Below are 24,120 nucleotides of genomic sequence, written 5' to 3'. Positions count from 1 at the left end.
TAAAATCCCCCTTATATGCAAATTAACAAAGATCCGCTAAAAATCTGTCATAATTTCCACTCCGCTAAGGGAAGATAAATAAAACTTAAATATAATTTAAATATAATCGGCCATTAAACCAGTTTAACTATTTTTCTATTCTTCTGTTTATTGCATCAAGAGTGGCCTTTGCTATTGCCTCATTTACATCATTTCTTACAATGGCAGTTCCTATTAGAACTTCTTCTGCAATGTCATTTATCATATTTACAATAACGGTTACATAGGATATATTTCTAATTGAATTTACTACTATATCCTCTACATCAAAAACAGAGACTTGTCCAATTATTTCTTCTACAGCTGACACAGTAGCTTTAGCTACTACCTTAAGTCTATTAATACTTGTTCCAATTGCAGTTTGCGTAGACGTATACTCATCATCATCCATATTTAATCTAATTTCACATCTTACGTTATTATCTTTAACTTCTAAAGAAATACCTTCATATCTAATTCTCTTTATAGACTTCGTTTCCCCAGTATCTATTTGAGCTATACTAATTAATTTTCTATTTATTCTATAATTAAATATCGCAAGAAGTGCTGATTCGATGTCTCTTACAATCTGTTTAGGTGATCTTGTAGTATTTGCAATTATATGAACCTCTTCTACTTCATCCTCATTATATACTACTTTACTATGAGTTACACCTTGAATTTTCGCTATAACATCTTCAAAGGACATAAAATCCATAATTAACACCTCATTTTTATATTTTCAGTTAAATTATACATCATATTTCCTTTATTAACAATATTAATATCTGTAATTATTTTGAAATGTGTTCTTAACATTATATTATTATTGAAATATGGATTATTTTTTACTAGAATTTGTAACAAACTTAAGACTATAAAATAAAAATATGTTGAGATATAGATCTACCTCATATCTCAACATATTAATGTACATTTTCTAAAATTTAATTTTATTTTCTGGAGCTGCATACTCCTTAGCTTCTACTGGCAATCCCTTTTCCTTTAGTACATTATTAATTACACTTACTATAATTGAATAAATCACAGCAAATGTTGGAACTCCTAATATCATTCCTACCACTCCAAATAATCCATTTCCTAAAAGTATGGCAAACATTACCCAAAATGCAGTCAATCCTGTGGAGTTTCCTAAAATCTTAGGCCCTAATATATTTCCATCAAACTGTTGAAGCACTAAAATAAATAATATAAACCATAATGCCTTAATTGGACTAGCAATAAATATAATTATAACACTAGGAACTGCTCCTATAAATGGTCCAAATACCGGAACAATGTTAGTTATTCCTATTATAAAGCTTACAAGAAGTGGATATGGCATTTTAAATATCTTCATACCCACAAAGCATATGATTCCTATAATTAATGAATCTAACAACTTACCACCAAGAAAACCTATGAAAGTTTTATGACTAGACCTAGTGAGCTCTATTACATATTTTACAGGTTTCTCCGGTAACATAGCATATAAGAATTTTTTAATCTGTGCAAAAAATTTTTCTTTTCCTGCTAATAAGTAAATAGATATAATTGTTGCTATAAATATGTTTAGTATATATTGAGTAATATTAGCAGAGAATTGGAATAAATCTAACACTGCTGTGCCTGCAATACTTGTTATATACTTAGATATGCTATTAAAATCTTTTACTATATCTTCTACCATATCACCATTTAAATTTAAAGCTATAACTATATTATTTATGTATTCCTCTAGAGCCTTAATATAGTCAGGTATATTTTCTAAAAGTGTATATATGCTACGACTCAGCTCTGGAACTAATATAGAAAATACAATACTAATTAATATAGCTGCAGATATATATGTAATAGTTATTGAAATAAACCTTTTTGCTTTGTACTGATTTTTCTTGTCCATAAATTTAAGAACTTTATCTTCTAAAAACTTTAATGGTATAGCTAATAAATATGCCATAGAAAAACCATATATAAATGGCATTAATAGTTTAATTACTTCTCCTACTTTATTAAAAATACCTCCTAGATTTTTTATTATAAAAAACAGTATAATCCCTACTGAAACTACAATAATATTAGATATAGTTCTTTTAGCAATATTGGAGTTTAGTTTTATTTTCATAATTGTCTCCCTTATTTTACTTTTTAAATTTTTCTATGTTCTAAATTATATATCAACATTACTTATTTAATACTTAAGTTTATTGTTTATTTCCACATTATTAACTTATGCTACACAATTATACTATTTCTTAAGCTTATTTACTACAATAAACCTCGAAACAAAAGAAGTTCTTATATATCGCCATAAATAAGAACTTCTTTATAATATATTTATCTACAAAGTTAATCTACCTTATACTTGAAATAGCCCATTTATTATTATTGTACATTATAGTTAATGTGTTATAGACTGGTTTCTCATTGCCCTCTGCTGTAGTTAAATTGAATTTTATCTTATGCAATTTAACCTTGCTACTTACATCAACTTGGTCTATGATTTCATAGCTAGTAATCCATGGACTTGAAGTCCCTGTTACCCATGATGTATTATTTTCATTAGAAAGATGATTTTTAAAATCTTGCTGAAGTTCCTTATTCATAACAGCGTATTGAAGTACTCCATTTCTAGTCATCATTCCCTTTGCCCAAAGCTTTGCAGCTTCTTCACTACTCATAGCCCCGAACTCCTTTAAAGCTTCTTCTGCTAAGCCTATATGCTCAATGATTTTATTATTAACTAATAAATTATCACTTACCATAGCTTCTACAAATGGTTCATTTTCTTTTCTTTCAATAATGTTAAAAAAATATACCATAGAAATAGCTGAAATAATTAAAGTCCAACTTACTACTGTTATCATAGTTCTTTTCATTTGCCATATCCCTACCTTTATAAGCGTTAATAAAAGATTAAGAATATAGTGCCCTTGTTCTAAAGAATAAATACACCAATTAAAACTTATTATTTACCTGTACTACCAAAACCTCCAATTCTTTCCTCTTCAGTATTACAGTTATCACTTACTAAGAAAGGTATAAACATAGCTTGAGCTATTCTATCACCTTTTTTAATTATATAAGGCTCTTTTCCTAGATTTAAAAGATTTATTCCCAAATTTCCATCATTCTTAGGATTGTTATAATAGTCACACTCTACCCAGCCTTGAGCATTAGCCATTAAAACTGGATGACTTCCCATAGAACTTCTAACATTAATAATCAAAGCTTCCCCTGGTTGAAAATATGACTTTACATCTGTCCATATTAATTGCTTACCCATAGGCTCTATAACTACATCTATAGGTGAATATATATCATAGGCTATAGCATGCTTGCTTCCCCTTGTTGGTAACTGTATGTCTTCCTGTGGATGCTTTCTTTTCTCATCTGTAACTATTTCAAATCCTCTTGTTCTCATTGCGTCTCTCCTCTTTCTAATGCTCTTATATTAATTTTTATAACTTAAATTCTTTAACATTATTTTCCCTAAGGCTTTCTTTAACATCTATAATTCTTTGTGAGCTACTTCCTCGAAATTTTAGAGTTACATCCCTTTCGCTTATTTCAAATCTTCCATCTACAATTACATCTATATATTTTAAAACTTCAGCTTTATTCAATGAAAATAACTGCTCCCAAGTATATCCTGTATATAACCATATATTTTTATTACATTTTTCTTTTAACCTCTTAAGTAATTCTAGAGTATTTTCATACTGAACAGTTAGCCCATCTCCACCACTTATAGTTATATCTGTAATTGGATTTTTAGTAAGCTTATCTACAACCTCATCTATTTTATATAAATCGCCCTCTTCATGCCAATACTTTTCATTCTGGCATCCTGGACACTTATGAGTGCATTCCGCTATATAGCATACTTCCCTAAGACCTACTCCCTCATTTAAAGAACAAGGATTATATCCTATTAATCTTATAGTATCAATCAATTTTATTTTCCTTCCTATAGCTTAGTTATAGTACTATGTTTAAATCTTTCTTTAACTTCAGCTTGCTTAGCTTTATTGAAGTTGCGATAATCTGTAGTTAAATATCCTGTAACTCTTCTAAGTTGTTCTATTTCCTCGCTATGGCAAATTGGACATCTATCATTAAATTCTCCTTGATAGCCACACTTTAAGCAAGTATCTATAGGGAAATTGAAAGCTAAATACGGAATGTCTAAGCTAAAGGCATAATCTATGATTTGCTCTATTGCTTTTGGATTTTCTACTACTGAACTATCTAACTCTACATAAGTTATACATCCTGAAGTAGGGTACTTAGTAAATGGAGCCTCAAGTTGTAACTTAGTAAATACATCTATATTTTTCCAAACTGGTATGTGATGTGAATTAGTTATCCACTCCCTGTCCGTTACATTTTTTATAATTCCAAATTCATCCCTTAAACCTTTAATTTCTCTATTTCCTGTTATTATAGTTCCACAAGTAGACTCAATTGGCGCTGCATAACAACCAAAGTTTAAATTGTATCTTTCTGAAGCTTCCTCTGCAAACCTTGAAATTCTTTCTACCACCGATAATGCAAACTTATGAACATCCTTATCATCACCATGATCTTTTCCAAAGAGAGCTTGACACATTTCTGCAATACCTGCATATCCTATAGCTTGGCTTCCATGTTTCATTACATCATAAATACAAGTGTCTGAGTCATATTCTCCACCTAACATACTTTTATTTCTATACATGAAAGGGGCTGATTTAGCACTTTGTGAACATATATATTTAAATCTATCTACTAAGGCTGTAGCTGAAAGTTCTAAAAGCTCATTTAATTCATTCCAAAAACCTTCAAGATTAGCTTCTTCTCTTTCTCCTAAACATATCCCATGTTTTATACCTATTTTTACCAAGTTAATTGTTACTGGAGTAACATTTCCTCTTCCTACCTTTGAATATCCCATACCATGTCTATCAAATCCAACTAAGGTTCTACATCCCATAGTTGCCATAGCTGTATCCGGATTACTTAAATCTTCTACATTCTTACTCCAATCACAGTTTACCCAGTTAGGATATATTCTTTTAGACATAGATTCTATAGCTAACTTCTTTAAGTCATAATTTGGAGTTTCTTCTGTATCATTAACCCCTTTTTTATATTGGAAGATTGCTATTGGGAATATACTTGTTTTATGATGTTTTCCTATTCCATCTATACTAGCAAGCATAAGCCATCTAGTAAGCATCCTACCAGCAACTGTAGTTCTTCTTCCTAAATTTATAGATGTAAATGGTACTTGGGAACCTGGTCTTGATTCTAGTGTATTCAGATTATGGTATAAGCCTTGAGCTGATTGCATACCCTCTCTATCTAACTCTCTTAATGCAAAAGCTGTTAGCTTAGGATATTTCTTCTTTAGCTCTTCTTTATTTTCTACGCATATCTCAGAATCTAACTCTTTCCAGCTTAATTCTTTATCTTCAAAGTAAAAAAGTGCATCAGAAAAATGCTTTTTGAAAGATATATCCACCTGCTCTTCTAAATCATAATCTATATGGCAACTTCCTGTACCTCCAAATTGTTCTTGGCTTTGTATTTGGAATATTACTGCTACTAATTGAAATGCTGTAGATAGTCCATTAGCTCCTCTTACATCCCCATTTCTAGTAATAAATCCATTGTTAACCAGTTTCTTTATATCTGGGAAACTACAATTATGCATTCCCGTAGCATAACTATCTAAGTCATGTATGTATAATCTATTTTCAATATGTGCCCTTGCTATTTCAGGCTTTATTACCTTATCTAGGGTATACCTTTTTAATATTACATTTGCACTTTCAAATTTACGACCACCAAAACTATGCTCGTCCACATTAGCATTGGAGTTCATAATATCAGAGCATTGAAGTACCTTATCTAATTTTTTATATGTATCACCATTAGTATCTCTTGCAATTCTACGCTTTTCACGATAATCTTCATAGGCCTTTGATACAGTTTTATCTTTATTATTTAAAGCCTTAACTACTATGTCTTGAATTTCTTCAATAAACAGCTCTTCTTTTCCTAACTCTATAATAGTTTTTTCTATGTTAATTTCTAAGTCACTCCAATGTTCTTTAAACACAAAGTCATTTCCATGGACTTCTTCATAAGCCTTTTTAATGGCTATATGTATTCTCTCCATATCAAAGTCTTTAACTCTTGAATCCCTTTTAATAATACTTAATTTCATATTATTCCTACCTTCCCTGAAATTTTTAATTACTACTTTTGTCCCTTAGCAGTAAATTTTTCATATTTTCATGGGCTATGAAAATATAAAACCACAGATAGATTTATTATATCTTTCACTCTATTTTAAATCAATGTCTATAAATTGAAGTAATGTACATATACCTACTGTATTAACATTTAATTCTACTTCATACTCTCTTTATCTTTATCAGATTCTAAGTACATACTATTTCAACTTATATAAGCTAACTCTGATAATGTTCTCGTATCAATTTAACTCTTGCTTTAACTTACTTTTAAAAGTTATGAATAAAATTACTCTACTTTTGGAAACTTAGTAATAAGATTTAAAAATTTGGAGGTAATAAAAATGAATTTTAAAGATAGTGAAACTCGCATTAATTTAATGAGATCCTTTGCTGGTGAAAGTCAAGCAAGAAATAGATATACTATTGCTGCAAGCTTTGCAAAAAAAGAGGGACTTTACATAGTTGAGCAAGTATTTAATTATACTGCAAACCAAGAAATGGCTCACGCTAATCAATTCTATCAAAAATTAAAAGAAGAAGCTGGAAATAATATAGAAATAGGAAATGGTGCATATCCTGTAGACTTATATGATTCAACTCTAAAATTGTTAAAAGCTGCTCATCACAATGAGTATGAAGAATACGATGATGTTTATAGTAATTTTTCTAAAATTGCTAAAGAAGAAGGGTTTAATGCTATTTCTACATTATTTAGCAACATAGCTTCTGTAGAAAAAATTCATGGAGATAGATTTAATTATTTTGCTAAGCAATTAGAAGAAGAGACTTTATTTAGACGTGATGAATCAATTCAATGGTTTTGTACTAATTGTGGATATATATATGAAGGGAAGGAAGCTCCTAAAGCTTGTCCTGTTTGTCTACATCCTCAAGGCTATTTCATAGAATTCTGCCGTTCTCAATTTGGTTCTAATTACACTACAAAATAAATTTTTATATTTTTAATAAACATTACAAGGAATAATAACAAATATAAAAGCCATACTAACTTTGTAGTTAATACAAAAACTTTTTAAGGAGTGAATTTAAATGGAAAAAAATGAATCTATTAAATGTACAATCAACAACTGCAAGTACAATAATCGTAACGAAAACTACTGTACATTAAATCAAATTAAAGTAGGAACTCATGAACAAAATCCTACAGTAGTTGAATGTACAGACTGCCAATCTTTTGAACTTAAATAGAATATAATTAAACGTAACCCCTTACTAAAAAATACTATATGCAATATANNTATATTGCATATAGTATTTTTACTCTTATTTAAGTCAAAAAATTATTTAGGTCAAATATAATCCATCGTTTTAATTTAATGTTCATATTAATTATACTTATAAGGATTAATATGAACCATACAATGCTTAATATTATTATTTTTTTCGACACCATGGTGTATGTTTATTGCTATGTCATGTCCTTCTTCTACTGTAAGTTTTGAATCTACAGACACTTCTACATCTACATATACTCTATTAGCATGTTGTCTCGTTTTTATACTGTCAATATGTCTTACGCCCTCAATAGTCTGAAGTTTTTCATTGATATCACTTATAATTTCTTCATCTGCAGAAGTATCTATTAATTGATTTACACTTTGCTTTAATACATCACAGGCTACTTTTATAATTACAACACAAATAACTATGGCAACTACTGAATCTAAAATTGGCCATCCCATTCTAGCTCCAATTATTCCAATTAAAGCTCCCACTGAAGAAAAAGAATCTGATCTATGATGCCAAGCATCTGCTCTGAGAGCAGAACTATTTATTTTGTTAGCATATTTTATTGTATAAAAATACATCCACTCTTTAACGATAATAGACAATATAGCAGCCCAAATAGCAAGGATTCCTGGATTCTTTATTTCTCCTAAAACAATATTTTTAATACCAGAATATCCTATAGATATAGCAACCACAAAAAGCATTATAGATAAAAACAAAGAAGAAATACTTTCAATTCTTTCATGTCCATAAGGATGGCATTTATCATCAGGTTTATTGGAAAGCTTTAGTCCTATTATTACTCCTATAGTACTAATCACATCAGAAAAAGAATGGATACCATCTGCAATCATCGCATTACTACTAGACATAATACCTACCAATACTTTAATTGTTCCTAAAATGGCATTAACTAAGATTGTATTTTTACTAATTCCTACACCTATACTTGTTCTTTCATCCATAAATTTCCTCCATTATCAATTGACTTTAGTCTAATGTTGAACCACTATTATCTTTTTCCTTAATATCGGAAATCAACAATAATATGGCCATACACCAGATAAAGTATATTATTATAATACTCAGTTACCCTTAATTTGTGAGTTTTCTCAATAAGTTTCTTGTATAATGTATTATCAATTGATAATGAATCTACTTTAATTATCTGTAGTTTAAATATAATTTTTGTTTATCTTTTTAAATAAATTCCATCTTCCAACTTAAATAACCTGTTTCTTCATTTTTTTCATATCTAAAATAAGCAGCAAAGGTATTTCCTTTCTTGCTTCTCAAATTTCTAAATCCTACTTTACCATTTTTAAGAAGTATTTCTACCATTTCTTTTGTAACTTTCTTGCCATAGGATTCAATGTATTTATCATTCTTCCAAATAGTGAATTTACAACCATTTTTCCAGTTACTACACCCAAAGCTTTTTTCTCCTTCCACTACTGGATTTCCGCATATAGGACAATTACCTACACTAACCGTCCCAGGAGAAAGCTCTATCTTTATTTTAGATAACATTGATGTATCCTTTTTTATAATTTCCACAGATTTACTAGTAAAATCACAAATATGCTTAATAAAGGTGTCTTTTTCTACAGTTCCTTTTTCTATATCCGATAGGGTTTTTTCTAGCCTACCGGTGTATTCTAAGTCAAACAAATCCCTTACAGGAAACATCTCTACCATTGTCCTACCTAACTCTGTACAAGTTAGGTTTTTTCCTTTAGTAGTAATATATCCTATATCTTTAAGTTTTTTAATAGTTTCAGCTCTAGTAGCTGGTGTTCCTATACTAAAACCGCTCAATATGGACTTCATTAATTCTTCCGAAGTTTCCTCTAAATTATCTTCTGAAGAGTTTTCATCATCATCATCATTATTTTCTTCTTTTCCTAAACTCTTACCACAGGTTTCCATAACCCTTAGCAAAGTCTTTTCTGTATGATTTTTAGGTGGCTTCTTTGTTACGGTGTTAACTTTATTTCCTACAATATCCACTACTTCCTTTTCCATAACTAAAGGAAGTATAGTATCCTTAGTTTCTATCTTTTCTACCACACGCCAGCCTTCAACAATTTGAACTTTACCCTTGGAAACAAATATGCCTTTAATATTTTCCTCATAAACCTTAGCCGTAATTTTTGTTTCCTCAAATTCAGCAATAGGCATAAATTGCATTATAAATCTATTTTTCACTGCATTATAAACAATTGCTTCATCAGCACTAAGGCCGCTTGGTTTTATATAAGTTGGAACTATAGCACTATGACTCTCCACCTTAGAATTATCAAAAACCCTTTTAGTTTTTGCAAATTTTATTTGATTTTCGTATGGTAGACCCTTTTTAAGATTCTCCAAAACCTTCCTTGTTCTATCCTCTAAGCTTTCTTCTAGGACAATACTGGCAGTTCTAGGATAAGTAATAAACTTTTTTTCATAAAGAGACTGGGCAACCTTTAAAACCTTATCGGAAGTCCATCCTTTAAATTTACTAGTAATATGTCCTTGAAGATTTGATAAGTTAAATAGATACGGTGGATATTCCCTTTTCTTCTCTGTTTGCTTATCAACTATCTCCGCTCTTTGTCCTTGTAGTAATTTTCCTATATTACTTAAATAAGACTTCTCTTCGAATTTTTCTGAATCATTTTCATAATATAGACCTTCGTACTCCTCATTAGCCTTAGTCTTAAAGGTAGCCGATAACTTATAATAAGTAGTAGCTACAAAGTTTTCAATTTCCATGTCCCTATCATAGATTATCTTTAGAGTTGGTAATAACACTCTTCCTATGTTTAGCATTTTAACATCTTCAAATTTATATCTCAAAGTTGCCACAGATGTAAGATTTATCCCAATAACCCAATCTGCCCATTGCCTTCCTATTCCAGCATCTTGTAAGGACTTCATTTCTTTATTAGGCTTTAAAGCTTCCATACCCTTTTTTACTTCATCTGGAGTCCACTCATTTAGAAGAAGCCTATATACAGGCTTTTCTTCATTGAAATATATAAATAATTCATCTGCTATAACCTGACCCTCTCTATCAAAGTCTGTGGCGGATATTATTCCATCTACATTCTCTCTATCTATAAGTGATTTAATAATGCTAAGCTGTTTCTCAGCTCCCTTATCAGTAATATTTCTATTAAGTGAATCACTTTTTATCTTATATTTAAACTCCTTAGGTATAAATGGAAATTTAGAAAACTCCCATCCCTTCATGCTTTCATCATAATCTTTAGCATCATATAGTTGTAATAAGTGACCAAACGCCCATGTAACTAAATAATTCTCACCCTCAAAGTATCCATCTTTTCTAGTTTTTATATTTAAAGCTTCTGCAATATTCTTTGCCACGGATGGTTTTTCCGCAATAATAACCTTAGCCACTTCTCTCACACCTTACTTATTTTCTCTTACTTAAATAAATTTACTTATATTTATAGTTATTTTTAATTCTTAAAACTTTCCACTTAATTATACAATAAAATAAAACTTTATTAAAACTAGACATTTATTTTACAATATAAACTTTTTTGACTAGACCCTAAGGTAGTAGATTATGATTTATCAGAAGTGATAATATGAGGATTTTATCTATAAAAACATATAAATATTTTCATAGATAAATATGGAGCTATTTATAATGTTAAATAGCTCCTTTGTCAATACTTATCGGCTAACTTATCTTGAACTAGCCCTTCTAAATATATATTGCACAGCTAGGTTCCAAATCAAGTAAAGCTCCGAACCTTTGTGATGCTGTAAAAAAGCAAATTAGTGCAAAAAGCTCTGAGATTTCTTTTTCACTGAATAGTTCTCTTAAACTTTTAAAAGTCTCCTCTGTTAAAACTATATTCTTTGAAATCATATCTGCAATTTTCGTTGCCATTCTTATATTTTTATCCTCTATATCTTCAGAAGGCTTTCCCTTTGCCATACAATATTTACATCCATTGTTAAAAGCAAGAGTACGTCTTACTTCTTCTTTTAATTCATAACCAAAAGTTTTAGATTTTAAAAAACTTATTTCTAAATTACTCCAACCTTTCATTATCTCACTGTTATATCCAAGTAGTTGTTCAAAGGATGTTATCCCCTCATTTGAAAAATTTATTTTTGTCATAATATCTCTCCTTTATTAATCAAATCTAATTTTATTAATATTATATATAAATAAAATTGAATTTTGTATTTCATATGACATATAATAAAACCTATATATATATCATACAAAATATTAAAAAGGAGAAAATATTTCAAATGAAATTTGACGAAATTGATGTAATGATTCTATCCGAATTAGAAAAAAATAGTAGATTATCCATAAGAGAGTTGTCAAAGCGAATTAACCTATCCCCATCCTCTGTTACAGAGAGAGTAAAAAGACTTGAAGATAACAGAATAATAGAAGGCTATACTATTACTATAAATAAAAAGAATCTTGCTCTATCCATTGATTGTATAATAAAAATCACCATGAAAAATGGTGAATATGAGCGATTCAAAAATTTTATTAAAGACTACAATCGCAGTGAATGGTGCTATAGAATTGCTGGGGATGGTTGTTTTATTGTTAAACTTTCAGTTAAAGATTTAAGTGACATTGAAGAATTTATTAATGAAGTATCTCCATATGCAACAACTAGTACTAATATTGCATTCTCAGAAGTAGTCATAGAGAATTCTATAAATAAGTTTTTAATATAAGTTTTTTATTCTGTCCATAGTTCCCATGTTAAAATACTCTGATCATAATCCTGTTACCTTAGTGTTTAAATTAAAATAAAAAAAGAAAGCCTCCATGAACTACATATAATTCATGGAAGTTTCCTTTTGTAGAGTTAATTATAGCTTATATTTTTTTAACGAATTCTGATTTTAAACTCATAGCTCCAAAACCATCAATTTTACAATCAATGTTATGGCCATCAGATGCATCAGGAACTAAACGTATATTTTTTACTTTCGTTCCTATTTTTATTGATGATGAAGCACCTTTTACTTTAAGATCTTTAATTATTGTTACAGAATCACCATCTTGTAACACATTTCCATTTGCATCTTTTATAACATTAATATCTTCATTATTTTCATTTTCAGCTTGTACTCCCCACTCGTGAGCACATTCTGGGCAAACAAAAATACTTCCATCTTCGTAAGTGTATTCTGAATTACATTTTGGACAATTAGGTAAATTACCCATAACTTCATTTCCTCCATTCGTTACTATAGTTCTGATACATAAGATTCACTTTATAAAATAATATATACAGCTTCTTATGTTCTTATATACTATCATAGTCTTCCTATATTGACAAATTCTATTTATAATTTAACTCAAGCTTTCCAGTACTTAATTACAGAAATCTCATCACCAGGTTCTATCCATCCTTCTTCTAATACTTGAGCAAAAATCCCTTCTCTAGGCATAACACACTCCCCTGTGGTCTTCATTATTTCACAGTCCTTATGACATTCTTTTCCAATCTGTGTCACCTCCATAATAACTTCTCCAATGGAAAGCTTTGTTCCTATGGGTAGTTCATATAAAGTTATTCCTTGTGTTGTTATATTTTCTGCAAATATTCCTGGGACTAATTCTTTATTTATTTTTCCTCTAAGCTTATCTATGCTTTCATCTCCTAACAAGCTAACTTGTCTATGCCAATTACCACCATGAGCATCTCCTTCTAATCCGAAGTCGATCTTAAAGAAACCTCTTTTTATAGGTGTTTTTATAACCCCTTTCTCAGTACTTATATTTATACTAATAACCTTTGCCATATCCATCTTCTCCTATCTTTAAAAATAATTAATCTCTCCAGATTTTCCACCAATCTTTCGAAGTAGCCTAATATCACTTATAACCATTGATTTATCTACTGACTTACACATATCATATATAGTTAATGCTGCTATGGATACCGCTGTTAAAGCTTCCATTTCTATACCGGTTTCCCCTATTGTTTTAGTTGTAGCTATTATATCTACCTTACTTTTATCATGATCTAGGTGAAAGGTAATATCACACCCTGACATCATGATAGAATGACACATGGGAATTATATCTGAAGTTTTCTTTGCTCCCATTATCCCACCCACTTGAGCTACGGAAAGTACATCTCCCTTTATAATTTCCCCTTTGTCTATCTTTTCTAAAGTAGATTTCTTCATATAAATAGAACCGCAGGCTATTGCCTCTCTATCTGTCTTTTTCTTTTCACTAACATCTACCATTCTAGCTCTTCCTTGCTCATTTATATGAGTGAATCCTTCATCTATTTGAACATCTTTAATCATAAGTTATCCTCCTATTTGAAACATTTGCTTATTGCTTCTACTTTTTCCTTCCATAGATAGTCTATGTCCTAATGGCTTATTATACATAGCTCCTAAAATCTTTTTCTTAAGAATACTATATTCTCTACTCTCTCGTAAATCACAGTATGATAAATTATATTTTTTAAATAAATCTCGTACATCTGATAGAATATTAATTTCCTCTTCACCATGCAAACAAGACTTAATTCCACCTTCAGCAGTTAATCTAACTCTATTACACTCACTACAAAAATTACAACTTATAGGACTAATAAATCCAATTCTCCCTTTTCCCTTACTACTTTTATAAAGTTCTGCCGTTGAAGATACTCTATGATCTTCAGGTATAAGATTAGGATGTGACTCTACTATATCCTTATAGGGTATAAAATGATTTTTAAATAACTCTGTACCTGCTCCTATAGGCATTAATTCTATAAACCTCACATCTATAGGCATTTTCTCTGCAATTTTAATAAACTCATCAACCTCGTCTAAGTTTATACCTTTCATAAGCACCACATTAATTTTCACCGGAGTAATGCCCTTATCTAAACATACTTCTATACCTTCTTTAACTTTTTTAAGATATGATCGTCCTGTTATTCCTTCATACTTGTCTTCCTTTAATGTATCCATACTAACATTTACTCTATTTAACCCTGCCTTCTTTAATTCATCTATTTTATCCTTCAAAAATATGCCATTAGTAGTTAAAGATATATCTTTAATTCCTTTAACTTGGGATGCATTATATATAATCTTAGAAATATCCTTTACAATCAACGGTTCTCCACCAGTAAATCTAACTTTCTCAACACCACATTCAGCAAATATTCTAATAATTAAATCTATTTCTTCTATAGACATTTTCGAACTAACATAATTTTGATTACACTTTCCTTCTGGCATGCAATACATACATCTTAAATTGCACATATCCGTAAGAGAAACTCTTAAATAATTTATGTTACGTCCATGGGAATCTTCCATAAATACTCCTCCCTTTATACTCCCTATAAATCAACTTCACTCCTAGCACATTCTGAAGTTTCTCCAGATAAAATCTTTAGTCCATGATCTAAATATGGAAAAATGAATTCTATATTTTCTTTAGCACCTCTAGGACTTCCTGGTAGATTTATAATTAAAGAATTCTTTCTAATACCTACAATTCCTCTAGACAGCATCGCTCTTGGTGTAATTTCCATAGACTTCATTCTCATAAATTCTCCAATCCCAGGTACATACTTTTCTATAACTTGTAAAGTTGCTTCTGGAGTTACATCCCTCTTTGAAAATCCAGTTCCTCCATTAGTAATTACCAATGGTATATTTAATTCATCACATATATATATAAGTTCTTTTTTTATATCTACAACTTCATCAGGTATAATTTTATAATAATGGACTATATATTTATTTTTTTCTAAATACTCCCTTAACACTTGCCCTGTCTCATCTATACGCTGTCCTTCAGAACCTTTATCACTTATAGTTAAAATTGCAGTTTTTTTCATACTATAACCTCCATAAAGTTATTGTTAATTCAAATATTTAAATAAATATAATTTTTATATTAAACGCAAAATTATATCCTGACTATCTCCTCAGTTTTTATTAATATCAATTATATCATATTTATTATATTTTATGTAAATATATTCAATTTTTTTCAAATTGTACATTATAAAAATAATTAGTTTCCCGATTTTTATTTTCTATAACATACCTTTTAATACATAAACTAAATTGTAAATTTTATATGTTATTACATTTATTTCTTGATATAAACCTTCTACAAATGTAGAATATAATTATATACTACATTTGTAGAAGTGATAATAATGGTTAATACTTTTTCAACCAATTTTAATGGAGGTGTAGATAACACGAAAAAAAGATTTAAAAATATTTTTGATATGAAGAACAAACTTAATGGTATCTTCTTGTTATGTATTATACTTTTCTTTAGTATCGTTATATTTTCCCTAATTGCTTGCGAAAGAGTAAATCCTTCTCCTGATAAAACCGTTGCTGAATCTTTTATAGAAAATTACTATAATATTTCAGACTACACTTTAACAGATCAACTTTCTAAGCTTTTTGAAAGCTCTCTTGAAGGACGTGCTCCTTCTAATGGGGAGACAGGTATTGTTACACTTTCTCCTGAAGATGAAACTAAAATTAGAGAAGCTTGTTTAAAAAATATAGGTGATTCTATTACTTCTCAATTAGGTGATGAACTTATTTTAAATAGATTTCCCTTATCTTCTATAAAAATGGCTAAGGACTATGAATACACCACTACCATATCTAACATTATTCTTGATAAAATCTCTAGTGATAATGATACCGAAGCTTACTACAAATATAATGCTGATATTAATATAATATATAATGATGGATACAAGGAAAAGCAAACTCTAGAAGGAAAAATTAAGCTAATAAATAAAAATAAAAAATGGCTTGTTTCTATTTTTACTCCATTGACAGAAATATTACCAAATAAAAAATATTATAATCCACAAAATTTAGATTCTCATTCACTACAAACTAATGATTCTACTTCTATAAATCATGATATTAGCTCCGCTGAAGAATTTTGTAATTCATATATGAATGCTATGATAAACAAAGAATATTCCTTCATTTACAATTATACAGTTAATTCTTCTAATAGTGATACTTTAGAAGAAGGTCAAAAAATATGGGATGAAATAGATATTGACTATGTAAAAATACTTAATGCTGAAGTAAGAAATAATAAAGCTTATTACGAACTAGAAATAAACGTTAAAGAACCAGGAAATTCAGCCTTCGATAAAGGTGTAACCGTCAGGTGGCTATATATATTTTATAGTAACAAAAGTAATACTTGGGTTGCAGAGGGACTTATGTCTGGTGGTAAACCAGATGAAAGCTGGTGGAATACTATTTATGGTGGTTAATACTGATATTATAAAGCCAATAAGTAGAGACTACTCTCTACTTATTGGCTCATTTACTTTCTCGTATAAAGTTATAACATCCTCACTATTTTTTCCTTCAGTAATATTATAATCTTCATCAACCTCATCTTCTTTTTCTTTTTTCCTAAACCTTATTCTCCACTTTGTATCTTTTTGTATAACTCTATCAGCTTTTTTAAATAAGCTTAGTATTATAAATATGATTACGGCTGCTGTTAAGGATAGTGCATAGAGTCCTCTTCCTACCGCTAAACCTAAGCATGCCACAATCCAAAGAGTTGCGGCAGTAGTTAATCCCCTTACAGATCCTTTCTCTCTTAAAATAGTACCAGCTCCTAAAAATCCAACACCACTTATAACCTGAGCTCCTAATCTAGCTATATCGACTTTTATAACTTCAGCATACATAGGATTTTGAGCAATAACCATGATTTTTTGTATATCATACTCTGTTATTAAAGAAATAATTGTAGCTCCTAAGCATACTAATATATGAGTTCTAAACCCTGCTGGACTATTTTTAAATTCCCTTTCATATCCAACAAGTCCCCCTACTATAACGCCTACTATAAGCCTTTCTAACACTACTATATAATCCATAATTCCCTCCCCATCATAGTATAATTACTTATATTATATTCATAGGTTTAATATTGTTTAAAAAAATGTTATAATTATTTTACAACTTAAAGGCAAGGAGGATTTTAGATAATACTTTAAACTTATCTAAATAACAGTTATATGAAAAGAAAAGAAAATTTAATTCGTATAATTACCGGAATAATCTGTGGATTATCTGTATTATCTCTAATAGTTACCATCGTCTCATCTATTTCTATGCTTTTAGGATTTGACGTAAATATTCAATCAAAATTATTAACTTTAATAAGCACATCTGATATTATATCTACTGAAATATCATCTTTACTCATACTTATTTGTATGTCCATTGGAGTTATTGTTTGCTTAAATATAAATAAAAATTCAACTAATTAGAATAATAATATTAAAAACTAATCCCCATGAAAAAATTATATATTTTCATTGGGATTATATATTTTTTTATTGTCTAAAATACATGTCTACTAATTCTGGAAACCTATCTATTTTATAATCATAATCTTCCACATTCCCAAATCCATAAGATGCATACACAAAAGGTATTCCTGCTAACCTAGCTGCATTTCTATCCCCTTGTGTATCACCAACATACATAGGATTCTTTAAATTATTTCTATTAATTATGAGTTTTATATTCTCACCCTTTGTAAGTCCCGTTCTTCCTGGATGTTCAAAATCTATAAAATATTTTTTCATGTTATGAGCATGAAAAAAAGCTTCTATATAACCGTGGTGACAGTTACTAACTATAAATAGCTTATATTTTTGTGAAAGCTTCTTTAAGGTTTCTTCTAGTCCTTGAAAAAGGATTCCTCCATGAAGCGGTAAATATTCATTTTCTTTCTTACAGCAATAATTCATAAATTCAATTGCTCTTTCTTCCTTCAAATCTGGAAGAAGGATCTTAACTAAATCTATAACTGGTACCCCTACTACTGATTTTAATTTTTCCTTTGTAATTATTGCATCTATATCACTAAAATCCTTTATAGCTTCATTCCATATTTCTACAATCGCATCTAATGAATCCCACATAGTTCCGTCTAAATCAAATATAATGCTATCTACTGTCTCTAATATCATAAACTCACTCCTAAATATCTTATTTTCATTAGTAATTATTCATAATTAGGCTCCAAATAAACTATTTTTTTGCCATGTTCCTTCGCATATTTAATTTCACTTCTGGTGCTAGAGCCTATATACCCATTCTTATTTATAACAAAGATTTCATCTGCCATATCAATTTTTCTTTTATGAATATCATCAAGCATGATTTTAATTTCATCTGTAATTATAGTTCCAAATTCACCATCTGCGTGGCCGAATAATCCTACTGATATTACAATTATCCCCTGAAGAGTTAACTCCTTTTGAACTTTTATAAAATCCTCTTTAAACTTTGTACTTCCGCATAAAGTTACTACTTTATATTTACCCACCATTTTATACTCACTTCCCAACTTTTAAATGTAAAACTATAGCAAATTATAAGTTACCATTCTTACAAAAGAAGTTATCAAAAATTTTAATAATACACTAACATATAAATTATATCATAATATTCTAAAATATTTTGTTAATGGACACTAAGTGGATTTGATATCTTTGCCATGTAGTTCTAATTTACTTAATTCTTCATCAATAATACTCTTATCTAATCTTTCAAATAAAACATGAAAATTACTTATATTTACTCCTGAATTTAATTGAATCTCTTTCCACCTATTTTCTTCGCAATAAAACCAACTTTTAATCTTTTCTGAGGACTCTGGCAAAAATGGATTTAGAAGATTTGCTAGGTTTACAATAGCATATAAACAATTATAAATAGTATTTTCACACTGTTTATTATCTTGTTTTATGGTAATCCATGGCATTTCTTCATCAAAATATTTATTTATACTTCGTATAAATGTAAATATTCTTTCTATGCCAGATTTTAAATTTCCTTCTTCTATATTTTCCCCAATATTTTTATATAATTCTTCTATAGTGCTTTTAATTGACTCTTCAACTTTTCCTTTTGGTACCTTGCTATTAAAATTCTTCTTAACAAATACCAAAGTTCTATTAACTAGGTTTCCATAAGCTCCCAATAATTCACCATTATTTTTATTTATGAACTCCCTCCAAGTAAAATCAGCATCTCTTCTTTCAGGTCCATTTGCAATAAAGAAATATCTTATTAAGTCACTATTATATCTATCTACTATATCTGGTACCCAAATTGCCCAGTTATTACTTGTTGATATTTTCTTTCCTTCTAAAGTCACATATTCACTAGAAATAACCTTATCTGGATTTCTTTCTGGTCCTGTTCCTCTTAATAATGCTGGAAGTATGATTGTATGAAATGGTATATTATCTTTTCCATGAATATAATATGAAATACTGCTACTATTCCAATAATCACTACAATTTTTATTATTTTCTTTTCCCCACTTCTCACTTACAGTTAAATATCCCAATACCGCATCAATCCATACATATACTTTCTTATCTTCAAATCCTTTAATTGGTATATCTATTCCTATATCTAAATCCCTAGAAATAGCTCTATCTTTCAAACCTTCATTTAAGTATCTTTCTGTACTATTTACTGCATTTATTCTCCAGTTTTTTCTAGACCTTTCTAAATGCTTTCTAAGTCCTTTTTCAAAAGTAGATAATGCAAAGTATAATTGTTTAGTGGATTTTACTACTGGCTTACTACCACATAATTTACACAGTCTATCCTTTAACTCTAAAGGATCTAGAAGGGTTGAACAATTTTCACATTGATCACCTCTTGCAATACTATTGCAATGCGGACATACTCCCTCTACATATCTATCAGGTAAAAATTGTTTGCACTCCTCACAATAAACTTGACTTACTTTTTTTTCATATATTAAGCCTTTTTCATATAGACTTATAATTATCCTTCTTACTTCTTCTTTATGCTGATTATCATCAGTTCTTGAATAACAATCATAGCTGAAATTTAACTTATCAAAACAATACTTAAATTCCTCATGATATCTATTAGCTATAACTTCTGATAATACACCCTCTTTTTTTGCTCTAATAGAAATAGGTGTTCCGTGACAATCACTTCCTGAAATATATAATACATCATCCCCTTTTGCTCTATAATATCTAGCTATAACGTCTCCAGGCAATAATGCTGCAATATGTCCTATGTGCAACGAACCATTGGCATAAGGCCATGCTCCTCCAATTAAAATATTCATTCTACTCTCCTCCTCTTATACTATTTAATTTTTCACTTCTCCAAATTATAAATTTGGAGTAAAACTAAAAACTCTCGTTCCTAAGAAATTAATCTTAGGAACGAGAGTTAAAACTTCGTGTTACCATCCTACTTCATTTACATTTCACAATATAAATCTCTTCAAGTACGTTATAATTAAATTTGCTTACATGAAATTTATTCCACGACTAGTACATAGATAAAATTTCTCATAAAAATCCTGTTTATAGTTATACTCTATCACTATTACGGGTGAACCCGTTGCAGCCTTAATATTAAATCTCGGTGCACTGCTCCAAGGCCATTTTCTCTTTAATATCCATTGCTTCTTCTCACCAATGAAAGCTCTCTGTATAAGTATTCTTAAAGTTACTTTCCTTTTCTTTGCATTTAGCTATTATACTTATAATTATATATATATTTACCAACTTGTCAATTGAAGTTTAAAACTATTAATTATTAATAGTTTTTATTACAAATAGAAAATAGTAATATTTAATTATTATCATCAAAACAATAATGCATTTTATAACTAAACTATCTAAAATTATAAGTGGAAATGCCATCATAAAATCAGCAAATAACAATATAGTCATCTTTTGTTTTAAAGTCATTGCTTTTTCCTTTACAAAACTATCTAGGTGTTTTTTATATATCTTTGTGTTCTTGAACCAAATATCAAATCTCTCAGACCCTTTTACAAAGAAAAAAGAGGCTAACAGCAAAAATGGTGTTGTAGGGAGTATAGGTAATATAATCCCTATCGCTCCAAGTGTAAAACATATCAACCCTACAGATACGCATATAAACTTTTTACACTTATTCATAGTAACTCCCTTCCTAAATCCTTATAGAGATAATCATTTTAATATGTATACATTATAATAACCAACAATTAATTTCAATATATTTTATCAATTATTTTTTTCTATTTTAATAATTTAAATCTTTATCTTTAGTAAACAAGACAAAAACAGAAAAAGCCTACCATCTATATGGTAGACTTTTTCTGTCTGTGTCTTGTTTAATGTCTAGTTCTTTTAAAATTATAGGGAAATTTTAAATGAAACTAATTATATATATTAAATTGTTAATATATAGCATAAAAAATTTGTTCTATAATATTATTATAATACAAAATACTAAAATTTCAAAATATATTTTTCTACAAAATTTTAATTTTTTCTTAATTTTAGTCCTTTATTCCAATATATTAGGGTATACTCTATATAATATCATCTCTAAAAATATTTAAATTAATTTTAACATATTCTTTAAAATGTTATTACTTTTAAAAGTAGCTTATTTCCTACAAACTGTAAACGTTTATAAGTGGTATTAATTAAAGTATATCACTATTATATTCTATGTCAATTCATTACAATAAAGTGGAATGCTAATTTTATTTGTACTAATATATACTAATTTAAAATTAAATATGATATATTTAATTTTGTTATTAATATAGTTATAGGAGAATTATTATGGAAAATAAATTTAAAATAACAAGTCCTAGATATCAACAAATAGCAGCCGATGTTGCAGCCAAAATTGTTGATGGTCATTATAAAGTTGGTGATAAGATTTATGCAAGATCTTCTCTTGCAAGTCAATATGGTGTCTCATCTGAAACTGCAAGGCGTGCTATTTGTGTATTATCAGACTTAAATATTGTAGATACTTCAAAAGGTAGTGGAGTTACTATAAAGTCCTACGAAAATGCTATAAAATTCGTTAAACAACATGATGATATTAATACTATAAGTAATCTAAAGCAAGATATTATTGATAGTGTTGACAGACAAAAAAAAGAAATAAAATTTTTATACGGATGTCTTTCTGATTTAATAGATAAAACTGATAGATTACGCTCTGTAAATCCATTTACACCATTTCAAGTAGAAATAACATCTGCTACACCTTATATTAATAAATCTGCATCTGATATAAACTTTTGGCATAATACTTCAGCAACAATAATAGCAATCAGAAGAAACGACTCTTTACTTATGTCACCAGGACCATACGCAGTTTTTCAAGAAAATGATATATTTTATTTTGTTGGAGATGAAAATTGCATTGAGCGTGTAAAAAAATATTTATATCCCTAATTTAAATTGTATGTAATAAACTTAATATAAATTAATTAAACTATCAGAAAATAATATATTAATCTTTGCTAGTATATGAACTAAGATTAATATATTTTTGCGATAGTTTATTTTTTTTGAATTTGACAAAGTAACAACTTTCATTTATAATTAGGTTGTTACTTTACAAAGGAGGATTTACATTGATAAAATTCGAGAATATTTCAAAAAAATTTAAAAATACTACTGTTCTTTCTGATGTCTCTTTTGAGATTGAAAAAGGTAAATTAGTAGCTATTATAGGTGAAAGTGGTTGTGGAAAGACAACTACACTAAAAATGATAAATGGTCTCATAACACCAACTTCTGGTAAAATATATATTAACAATGAAGATATTAGCACTAAAAATGTAATAGATCTTAGAAGAAATATGGGTTATGTTATCCAGCAAACAGGTTTATTTCCTCATATGACCATAAGAGAAAATATTGAACTAATACCAAAAGTTCAAAATAAAAATCCTGAAGACATTACACAACAAACATATAATTTAATGGATATGGTTGGTCTTGATTGTGATAAATTTCTTAATCGATACCCTGTAGAACTAAGTGGAGGGCAACAACAAAGAGTAGGTGTCGCAAGAGCCTTTGCCACTAATCCAGATATAATATTAATGGACGAGCCATTTTCAGCTCTTGATCCAATTACACGTTCAAGTTTGCAAGATGAACTTGTGAATTTACAATCAAAACTAAAGAAAACTATTATATTTGTAACCCACGATATGGATGAAGCTATAAAAATATCAGATAAGATGTGTATCATGGATAAAGGCAAAATTATTCAATACGATACACCTGAAAATATATTAAAAAACCCCGTTAATGATTTTGTCTCACAATTTGTTGGTAAAAAAAGAATCTGGACCTCTCCTGACTTTATTAAAGCTGAAGATATTATGATAGAAAATCCTATAACTTGCTCTAAGGACCTATCAATATTTAAATGTATAGAAAAGATGCGTTCGTACAAAGTTGATAGCTTAATGGTTGTTGATAACAAATCAAAAAAACTGCAAGGAATAGTAAAGGCAAAACAAATGCGATCAATTGATGATAAATCAATTCAAATCAGTTCTATTCTTAACAATAATTATATTTATGTTTCTCCAAATGATACTATAATTGATATTTTAAAAATTGTAAATGAGAATAATATTTCAACAGTTCCTGTTTTAAATGATAGTAGCAGTCTTATTGGATTAATTACTGAAAGTAGTCTTGTTACAACGCTTAGTCAACAATATATAGAAGAGGAGGCGTAG

26 protein-coding genes are annotated in these 24,120 nt (G+C 28.9%); 7 read left to right on the top strand and 19 right to left on the bottom strand.

What is annotated here, in order from left to right; all coding sequences use genetic code 11:
* Positions 1 to 127: 127 nt before the first annotated feature.
* The 6 genes from B3086_RS03510 to nrdD form a co-directional block, all read right to left on the bottom strand.
* Positions 128 to 736 (bottom strand): hypothetical protein, encoded by a 609-nt coding sequence (locus tag B3086_RS03510; RefSeq protein ID WP_346876557.1) that lies wholly within the window; start codon positions 734 to 736, stop codon positions 128 to 130.
* A 222-nt stretch (positions 737 to 958) separates the two neighbouring features.
* On the bottom strand, positions 959 to 2,143 hold the full coding sequence (locus B3086_RS03505; protein ID WP_346847488.1) for an AI-2E family transporter: 1,185 nt from the start codon (positions 2,141 to 2,143) through the stop codon (positions 959 to 961).
* Positions 2,144 to 2,372: 229 nt separating this feature from the next.
* A complete protein-coding gene (locus tag B3086_RS03500) occupies positions 2,373 to 2,897 on the bottom strand; it encodes a hypothetical protein (RefSeq protein WP_346847489.1) in 525 nt (174 codons plus the stop codon).
* An 89-nt stretch (positions 2,898 to 2,986) separates the two neighbouring features.
* Complete coding sequence (locus B3086_RS03495; RefSeq protein WP_346847490.1) at positions 2,987 to 3,442, bottom strand: dUTP diphosphatase; 456 nt, start codon at positions 3,440 to 3,442, stop codon at positions 2,987 to 2,989.
* A 37-nt stretch (positions 3,443 to 3,479) separates the two neighbouring features.
* Positions 3,480 to 3,974, bottom strand: a complete 495-nt coding sequence (nrdG, locus tag B3086_RS03490; protein ID WP_346879623.1) for an anaerobic ribonucleoside-triphosphate reductase activating protein — start codon at positions 3,972 to 3,974, stop codon at positions 3,480 to 3,482.
* Positions 3,975 to 3,988: 14 nt separating this feature from the next.
* Positions 3,989 to 6,232, bottom strand: coding sequence for an anaerobic ribonucleoside-triphosphate reductase (gene nrdD, locus B3086_RS03485; RefSeq protein ID WP_346847492.1), 2,244 nt, complete (start codon positions 6,230 to 6,232; stop codon positions 3,989 to 3,991).
* Between the two features lie 372 nt (positions 6,233 to 6,604).
* Here nrdD and rbr point away from each other — a divergent pair, with 372 nt between their 5' ends.
* Both rbr and B3086_RS03475 read left to right on the top strand, forming a co-directional pair.
* Positions 6,605 to 7,213 (top strand): rubrerythrin, encoded by a 609-nt coding sequence (gene rbr, locus B3086_RS03480; protein ID WP_346847493.1) that lies wholly within the window; start codon positions 6,605 to 6,607, stop codon positions 7,211 to 7,213.
* A gap of 100 nt (positions 7,214 to 7,313) precedes the next feature.
* Positions 7,314 to 7,472 (top strand): DUF1540 domain-containing protein, encoded by a 159-nt coding sequence (locus B3086_RS03475; protein ID WP_346847494.1) that lies wholly within the window; start codon positions 7,314 to 7,316, stop codon positions 7,470 to 7,472.
* A 137-nt stretch (positions 7,473 to 7,609) separates the two neighbouring features.
* On the opposite strand, the gene B3086_RS03470 is transcribed toward B3086_RS03475, so the two are convergent.
* The 3 genes from B3086_RS03470 to B3086_RS03460 form a co-directional block, all read right to left on the bottom strand.
* On the bottom strand, positions 7,610 to 8,479 hold the full coding sequence (locus tag B3086_RS03470; protein WP_346892778.1) for a cation diffusion facilitator family transporter: 870 nt from the start codon (positions 8,477 to 8,479) through the stop codon (positions 7,610 to 7,612).
* A 235-nt stretch (positions 8,480 to 8,714) separates the two neighbouring features.
* Entirely contained in the window at positions 8,715 to 10,919 is a 2,205-nt protein-coding gene (locus B3086_RS03465) for a type IA DNA topoisomerase (protein WP_346892776.1), read from the bottom strand.
* A gap of 313 nt (positions 10,920 to 11,232) precedes the next feature.
* Positions 11,233 to 11,655 carry a carboxymuconolactone decarboxylase family protein gene (locus tag B3086_RS03460; protein WP_346847497.1) on the bottom strand — a complete coding sequence of 141 codons (423 nt, stop codon included), beginning with the start codon at positions 11,653 to 11,655 and terminating at the stop codon, positions 11,233 to 11,235.
* A gap of 137 nt (positions 11,656 to 11,792) precedes the next feature.
* Here B3086_RS03460 and B3086_RS03455 point away from each other — a divergent pair, with 137 nt between their 5' ends.
* Complete coding sequence (locus tag B3086_RS03455; protein ID WP_346879625.1) at positions 11,793 to 12,239, top strand: Lrp/AsnC family transcriptional regulator; 447 nt, start codon at positions 11,793 to 11,795, stop codon at positions 12,237 to 12,239.
* A gap of 145 nt (positions 12,240 to 12,384) precedes the next feature.
* Here the strand turns inward: B3086_RS03455 and B3086_RS03450 are convergent, their stop codons facing one another.
* The 5 genes from B3086_RS03450 to B3086_RS03430 all read right to left on the bottom strand — a co-directional run bounded on the left by B3086_RS03450 (position 12,385) and on the right by B3086_RS03430 (position 15,373).
* On the bottom strand, positions 12,385 to 12,735 hold the full coding sequence (locus B3086_RS03450) for a zinc ribbon domain-containing protein YjdM (RefSeq protein ID WP_035129948.1): 351 nt from the start codon (positions 12,733 to 12,735) through the stop codon (positions 12,385 to 12,387).
* A gap of 134 nt (positions 12,736 to 12,869) precedes the next feature.
* Positions 12,870 to 13,316, bottom strand: a complete 447-nt coding sequence (locus tag B3086_RS03445) for an MOSC domain-containing protein (RefSeq protein ID WP_346847499.1) — start codon at positions 13,314 to 13,316, stop codon at positions 12,870 to 12,872.
* A gap of 18 nt (positions 13,317 to 13,334) precedes the next feature.
* On the bottom strand, positions 13,335 to 13,814 hold the full coding sequence (gene moaC / locus B3086_RS03440; RefSeq protein ID WP_346847807.1) for a cyclic pyranopterin monophosphate synthase MoaC: 480 nt from the start codon (positions 13,812 to 13,814) through the stop codon (positions 13,335 to 13,337).
* Positions 13,815 to 13,835: 21 nt separating this feature from the next.
* A complete protein-coding gene (moaA, locus tag B3086_RS03435; RefSeq protein ID WP_346847500.1) occupies positions 13,836 to 14,846 on the bottom strand; it encodes a GTP 3',8-cyclase MoaA in 1,011 nt (336 codons plus the stop codon).
* 23 nt (positions 14,847 to 14,869) lie between these two features.
* The gene (locus B3086_RS03430; RefSeq protein WP_346847501.1) at positions 14,870 to 15,373 is read right to left on the bottom strand and encodes a MogA/MoaB family molybdenum cofactor biosynthesis protein; all 504 of its coding nucleotides are present in this window, start codon (positions 15,371 to 15,373) and stop codon (positions 14,870 to 14,872) included.
* A 327-nt stretch (positions 15,374 to 15,700) separates the two neighbouring features.
* Here B3086_RS03430 and B3086_RS03425 point away from each other — a divergent pair, with 327 nt between their 5' ends.
* Entirely contained in the window at positions 15,701 to 16,804 is a 1,104-nt protein-coding gene (locus B3086_RS03425) for a hypothetical protein (RefSeq protein WP_346879626.1), read from the top strand.
* A gap of 30 nt (positions 16,805 to 16,834) precedes the next feature.
* Here B3086_RS03425 and B3086_RS03420 read toward each other — a convergent pair whose 3' ends face one another.
* Positions 16,835 to 17,425 carry an MgtC/SapB family protein gene (locus B3086_RS03420; protein ID WP_346847503.1) on the bottom strand — a complete coding sequence of 197 codons (591 nt, stop codon included), beginning with the start codon at positions 17,423 to 17,425 and terminating at the stop codon, positions 16,835 to 16,837.
* A gap of 141 nt (positions 17,426 to 17,566) precedes the next feature.
* On the opposite strand from B3086_RS03420, the gene B3086_RS03415 reads away from it, so the two are divergent.
* The gene (locus B3086_RS03415; RefSeq protein ID WP_346847504.1) at positions 17,567 to 17,821 is read left to right on the top strand and encodes a hypothetical protein; all 255 of its coding nucleotides are present in this window, start codon (positions 17,567 to 17,569) and stop codon (positions 17,819 to 17,821) included.
* Between the two features lie 66 nt (positions 17,822 to 17,887).
* On the opposite strand, the gene B3086_RS03410 is transcribed toward B3086_RS03415, so the two are convergent.
* From B3086_RS03410 to B3086_RS03395, 4 genes are all read right to left on the bottom strand, one after another.
* Positions 17,888 to 18,529, bottom strand: a complete 642-nt coding sequence (locus B3086_RS03410; RefSeq protein WP_346876564.1) for an HAD family hydrolase — start codon at positions 18,527 to 18,529, stop codon at positions 17,888 to 17,890.
* A gap of 35 nt (positions 18,530 to 18,564) precedes the next feature.
* Complete coding sequence (locus B3086_RS03405; RefSeq protein WP_346847506.1) at positions 18,565 to 18,891, bottom strand: hypothetical protein; 327 nt, start codon at positions 18,889 to 18,891, stop codon at positions 18,565 to 18,567.
* A gap of 144 nt (positions 18,892 to 19,035) precedes the next feature.
* Complete coding sequence (metG, locus tag B3086_RS03400; RefSeq protein ID WP_346847507.1) at positions 19,036 to 20,682, bottom strand: methionine--tRNA ligase; 1,647 nt, start codon at positions 20,680 to 20,682, stop codon at positions 19,036 to 19,038.
* 472 nt (positions 20,683 to 21,154) lie between these two features.
* Positions 21,155 to 21,529 (bottom strand): YbaN family protein, encoded by a 375-nt coding sequence (locus B3086_RS03395; protein ID WP_035129974.1) that lies wholly within the window; start codon positions 21,527 to 21,529, stop codon positions 21,155 to 21,157.
* A 657-nt stretch (positions 21,530 to 22,186) separates the two neighbouring features.
* On the opposite strand from B3086_RS03395, the gene B3086_RS03390 reads away from it, so the two are divergent.
* Both B3086_RS03390 and B3086_RS03385 read left to right on the top strand, forming a co-directional pair.
* Positions 22,187 to 22,813, top strand: coding sequence for a TrkA C-terminal domain-containing protein (locus B3086_RS03390; protein WP_035129977.1), 627 nt, complete (start codon positions 22,187 to 22,189; stop codon positions 22,811 to 22,813).
* Positions 22,814 to 22,995: 182 nt separating this feature from the next.
* Entirely contained in the window at positions 22,996 to 24,120 is a 1,125-nt protein-coding gene (locus tag B3086_RS03385) for an ABC transporter ATP-binding protein (RefSeq protein ID WP_346847508.1), read from the top strand.

The sequence above is a fragment of the Clostridium sp. UBA871 genome, from assembly GCF_002295255.1.
GTDB lineage: Bacteria > Bacillota > Clostridia > Clostridiales > Clostridiaceae > Clostridium_J > Clostridium_J sulfidigenes.
This window is presented reverse-complemented; position numbering and strand designations above follow the sequence as displayed.

Bases quoted from the DNA above. Each gene is read 5' to 3' on its own strand.
- B3086_RS03430 (WP_346847501.1), bottom strand. From the start codon at position 15,373: ATGAAAAAAACTGCAATTTTAACTATAAGTGATAAAGGTTCTGAAGGA.
- B3086_RS03460 (WP_346847497.1), bottom strand. From the start codon at position 11,655: ATGACAAAAATAAATTTTTCAAATGAGGGGATAACATCCTTTGAACAA.
- nrdD (WP_346847492.1), bottom strand. From the start codon at position 6,232: ATGAAATTAAGTATTATTAAAAGGGATTCAAGAGTTAAAGACTTTGAT.
- B3086_RS03510 (WP_346876557.1), bottom strand. From the start codon at position 736: ATGGATTTTATGTCCTTTGAAGATGTTATAGCGAAAATTCAAGGTGTA.
- B3086_RS03425 (WP_346879626.1), top strand. From the start codon at position 15,701: ATGGTTAATACTTTTTCAACCAATTTTAATGGAGGTGTAGATAACACG.
- B3086_RS03475 (WP_346847494.1), top strand. From the start codon at position 7,314: ATGGAAAAAAATGAATCTATTAAATGTACAATCAACAACTGCAAGTAC.
- B3086_RS03415 (WP_346847504.1), top strand. From the start codon at position 17,567: ATGAAAAGAAAAGAAAATTTAATTCGTATAATTACCGGAATAATCTGT.
- rbr (WP_346847493.1), top strand. From the start codon at position 6,605: ATGAATTTTAAAGATAGTGAAACTCGCATTAATTTAATGAGATCCTTT.
- B3086_RS03410 (WP_346876564.1), bottom strand. From the start codon at position 18,529: ATGATATTAGAGACAGTAGATAGCATTATATTTGATTTAGACGGAACT.
- moaA (WP_346847500.1), bottom strand. From the start codon at position 14,846: ATGGAAGATTCCCATGGACGTAACATAAATTATTTAAGAGTTTCTCTT.
- B3086_RS03505 (WP_346847488.1), bottom strand. From the start codon at position 2,143: ATGAAAATAAAACTAAACTCCAATATTGCTAAAAGAACTATATCTAAT.
- B3086_RS03500 (WP_346847489.1), bottom strand. From the start codon at position 2,897: ATGAAAAGAACTATGATAACAGTAGTAAGTTGGACTTTAATTATTTCA.
- B3086_RS03495 (WP_346847490.1), bottom strand. From the start codon at position 3,442: ATGAGAACAAGAGGATTTGAAATAGTTACAGATGAGAAAAGAAAGCAT.
- B3086_RS03455 (WP_346879625.1), top strand. From the start codon at position 11,793: ATGAAATTTGACGAAATTGATGTAATGATTCTATCCGAATTAGAAAAA.
- B3086_RS03470 (WP_346892778.1), bottom strand. From the start codon at position 8,479: ATGGATGAAAGAACAAGTATAGGTGTAGGAATTAGTAAAAATACAATC.
- metG (WP_346847507.1), bottom strand. From the start codon at position 20,682: ATGAATATTTTAATTGGAGGAGCATGGCCTTATGCCAATGGTTCGTTG.
- B3086_RS03450 (WP_035129948.1), bottom strand. From the start codon at position 12,735: ATGGGTAATTTACCTAATTGTCCAAAATGTAATTCAGAATACACTTAC.
- B3086_RS03445 (WP_346847499.1), bottom strand. From the start codon at position 13,316: ATGGCAAAGGTTATTAGTATAAATATAAGTACTGAGAAAGGGGTTATA.
- B3086_RS03390 (WP_035129977.1), top strand. From the start codon at position 22,187: ATGGAAAATAAATTTAAAATAACAAGTCCTAGATATCAACAAATAGCA.
- B3086_RS03420 (WP_346847503.1), bottom strand. From the start codon at position 17,425: ATGGATTATATAGTAGTGTTAGAAAGGCTTATAGTAGGCGTTATAGTA.
- B3086_RS03395 (WP_035129974.1), bottom strand. From the start codon at position 21,529: ATGAATAAGTGTAAAAAGTTTATATGCGTATCTGTAGGGTTGATATGT.
- B3086_RS03405 (WP_346847506.1), bottom strand. From the start codon at position 18,891: ATGGTGGGTAAATATAAAGTAGTAACTTTATGCGGAAGTACAAAGTTT.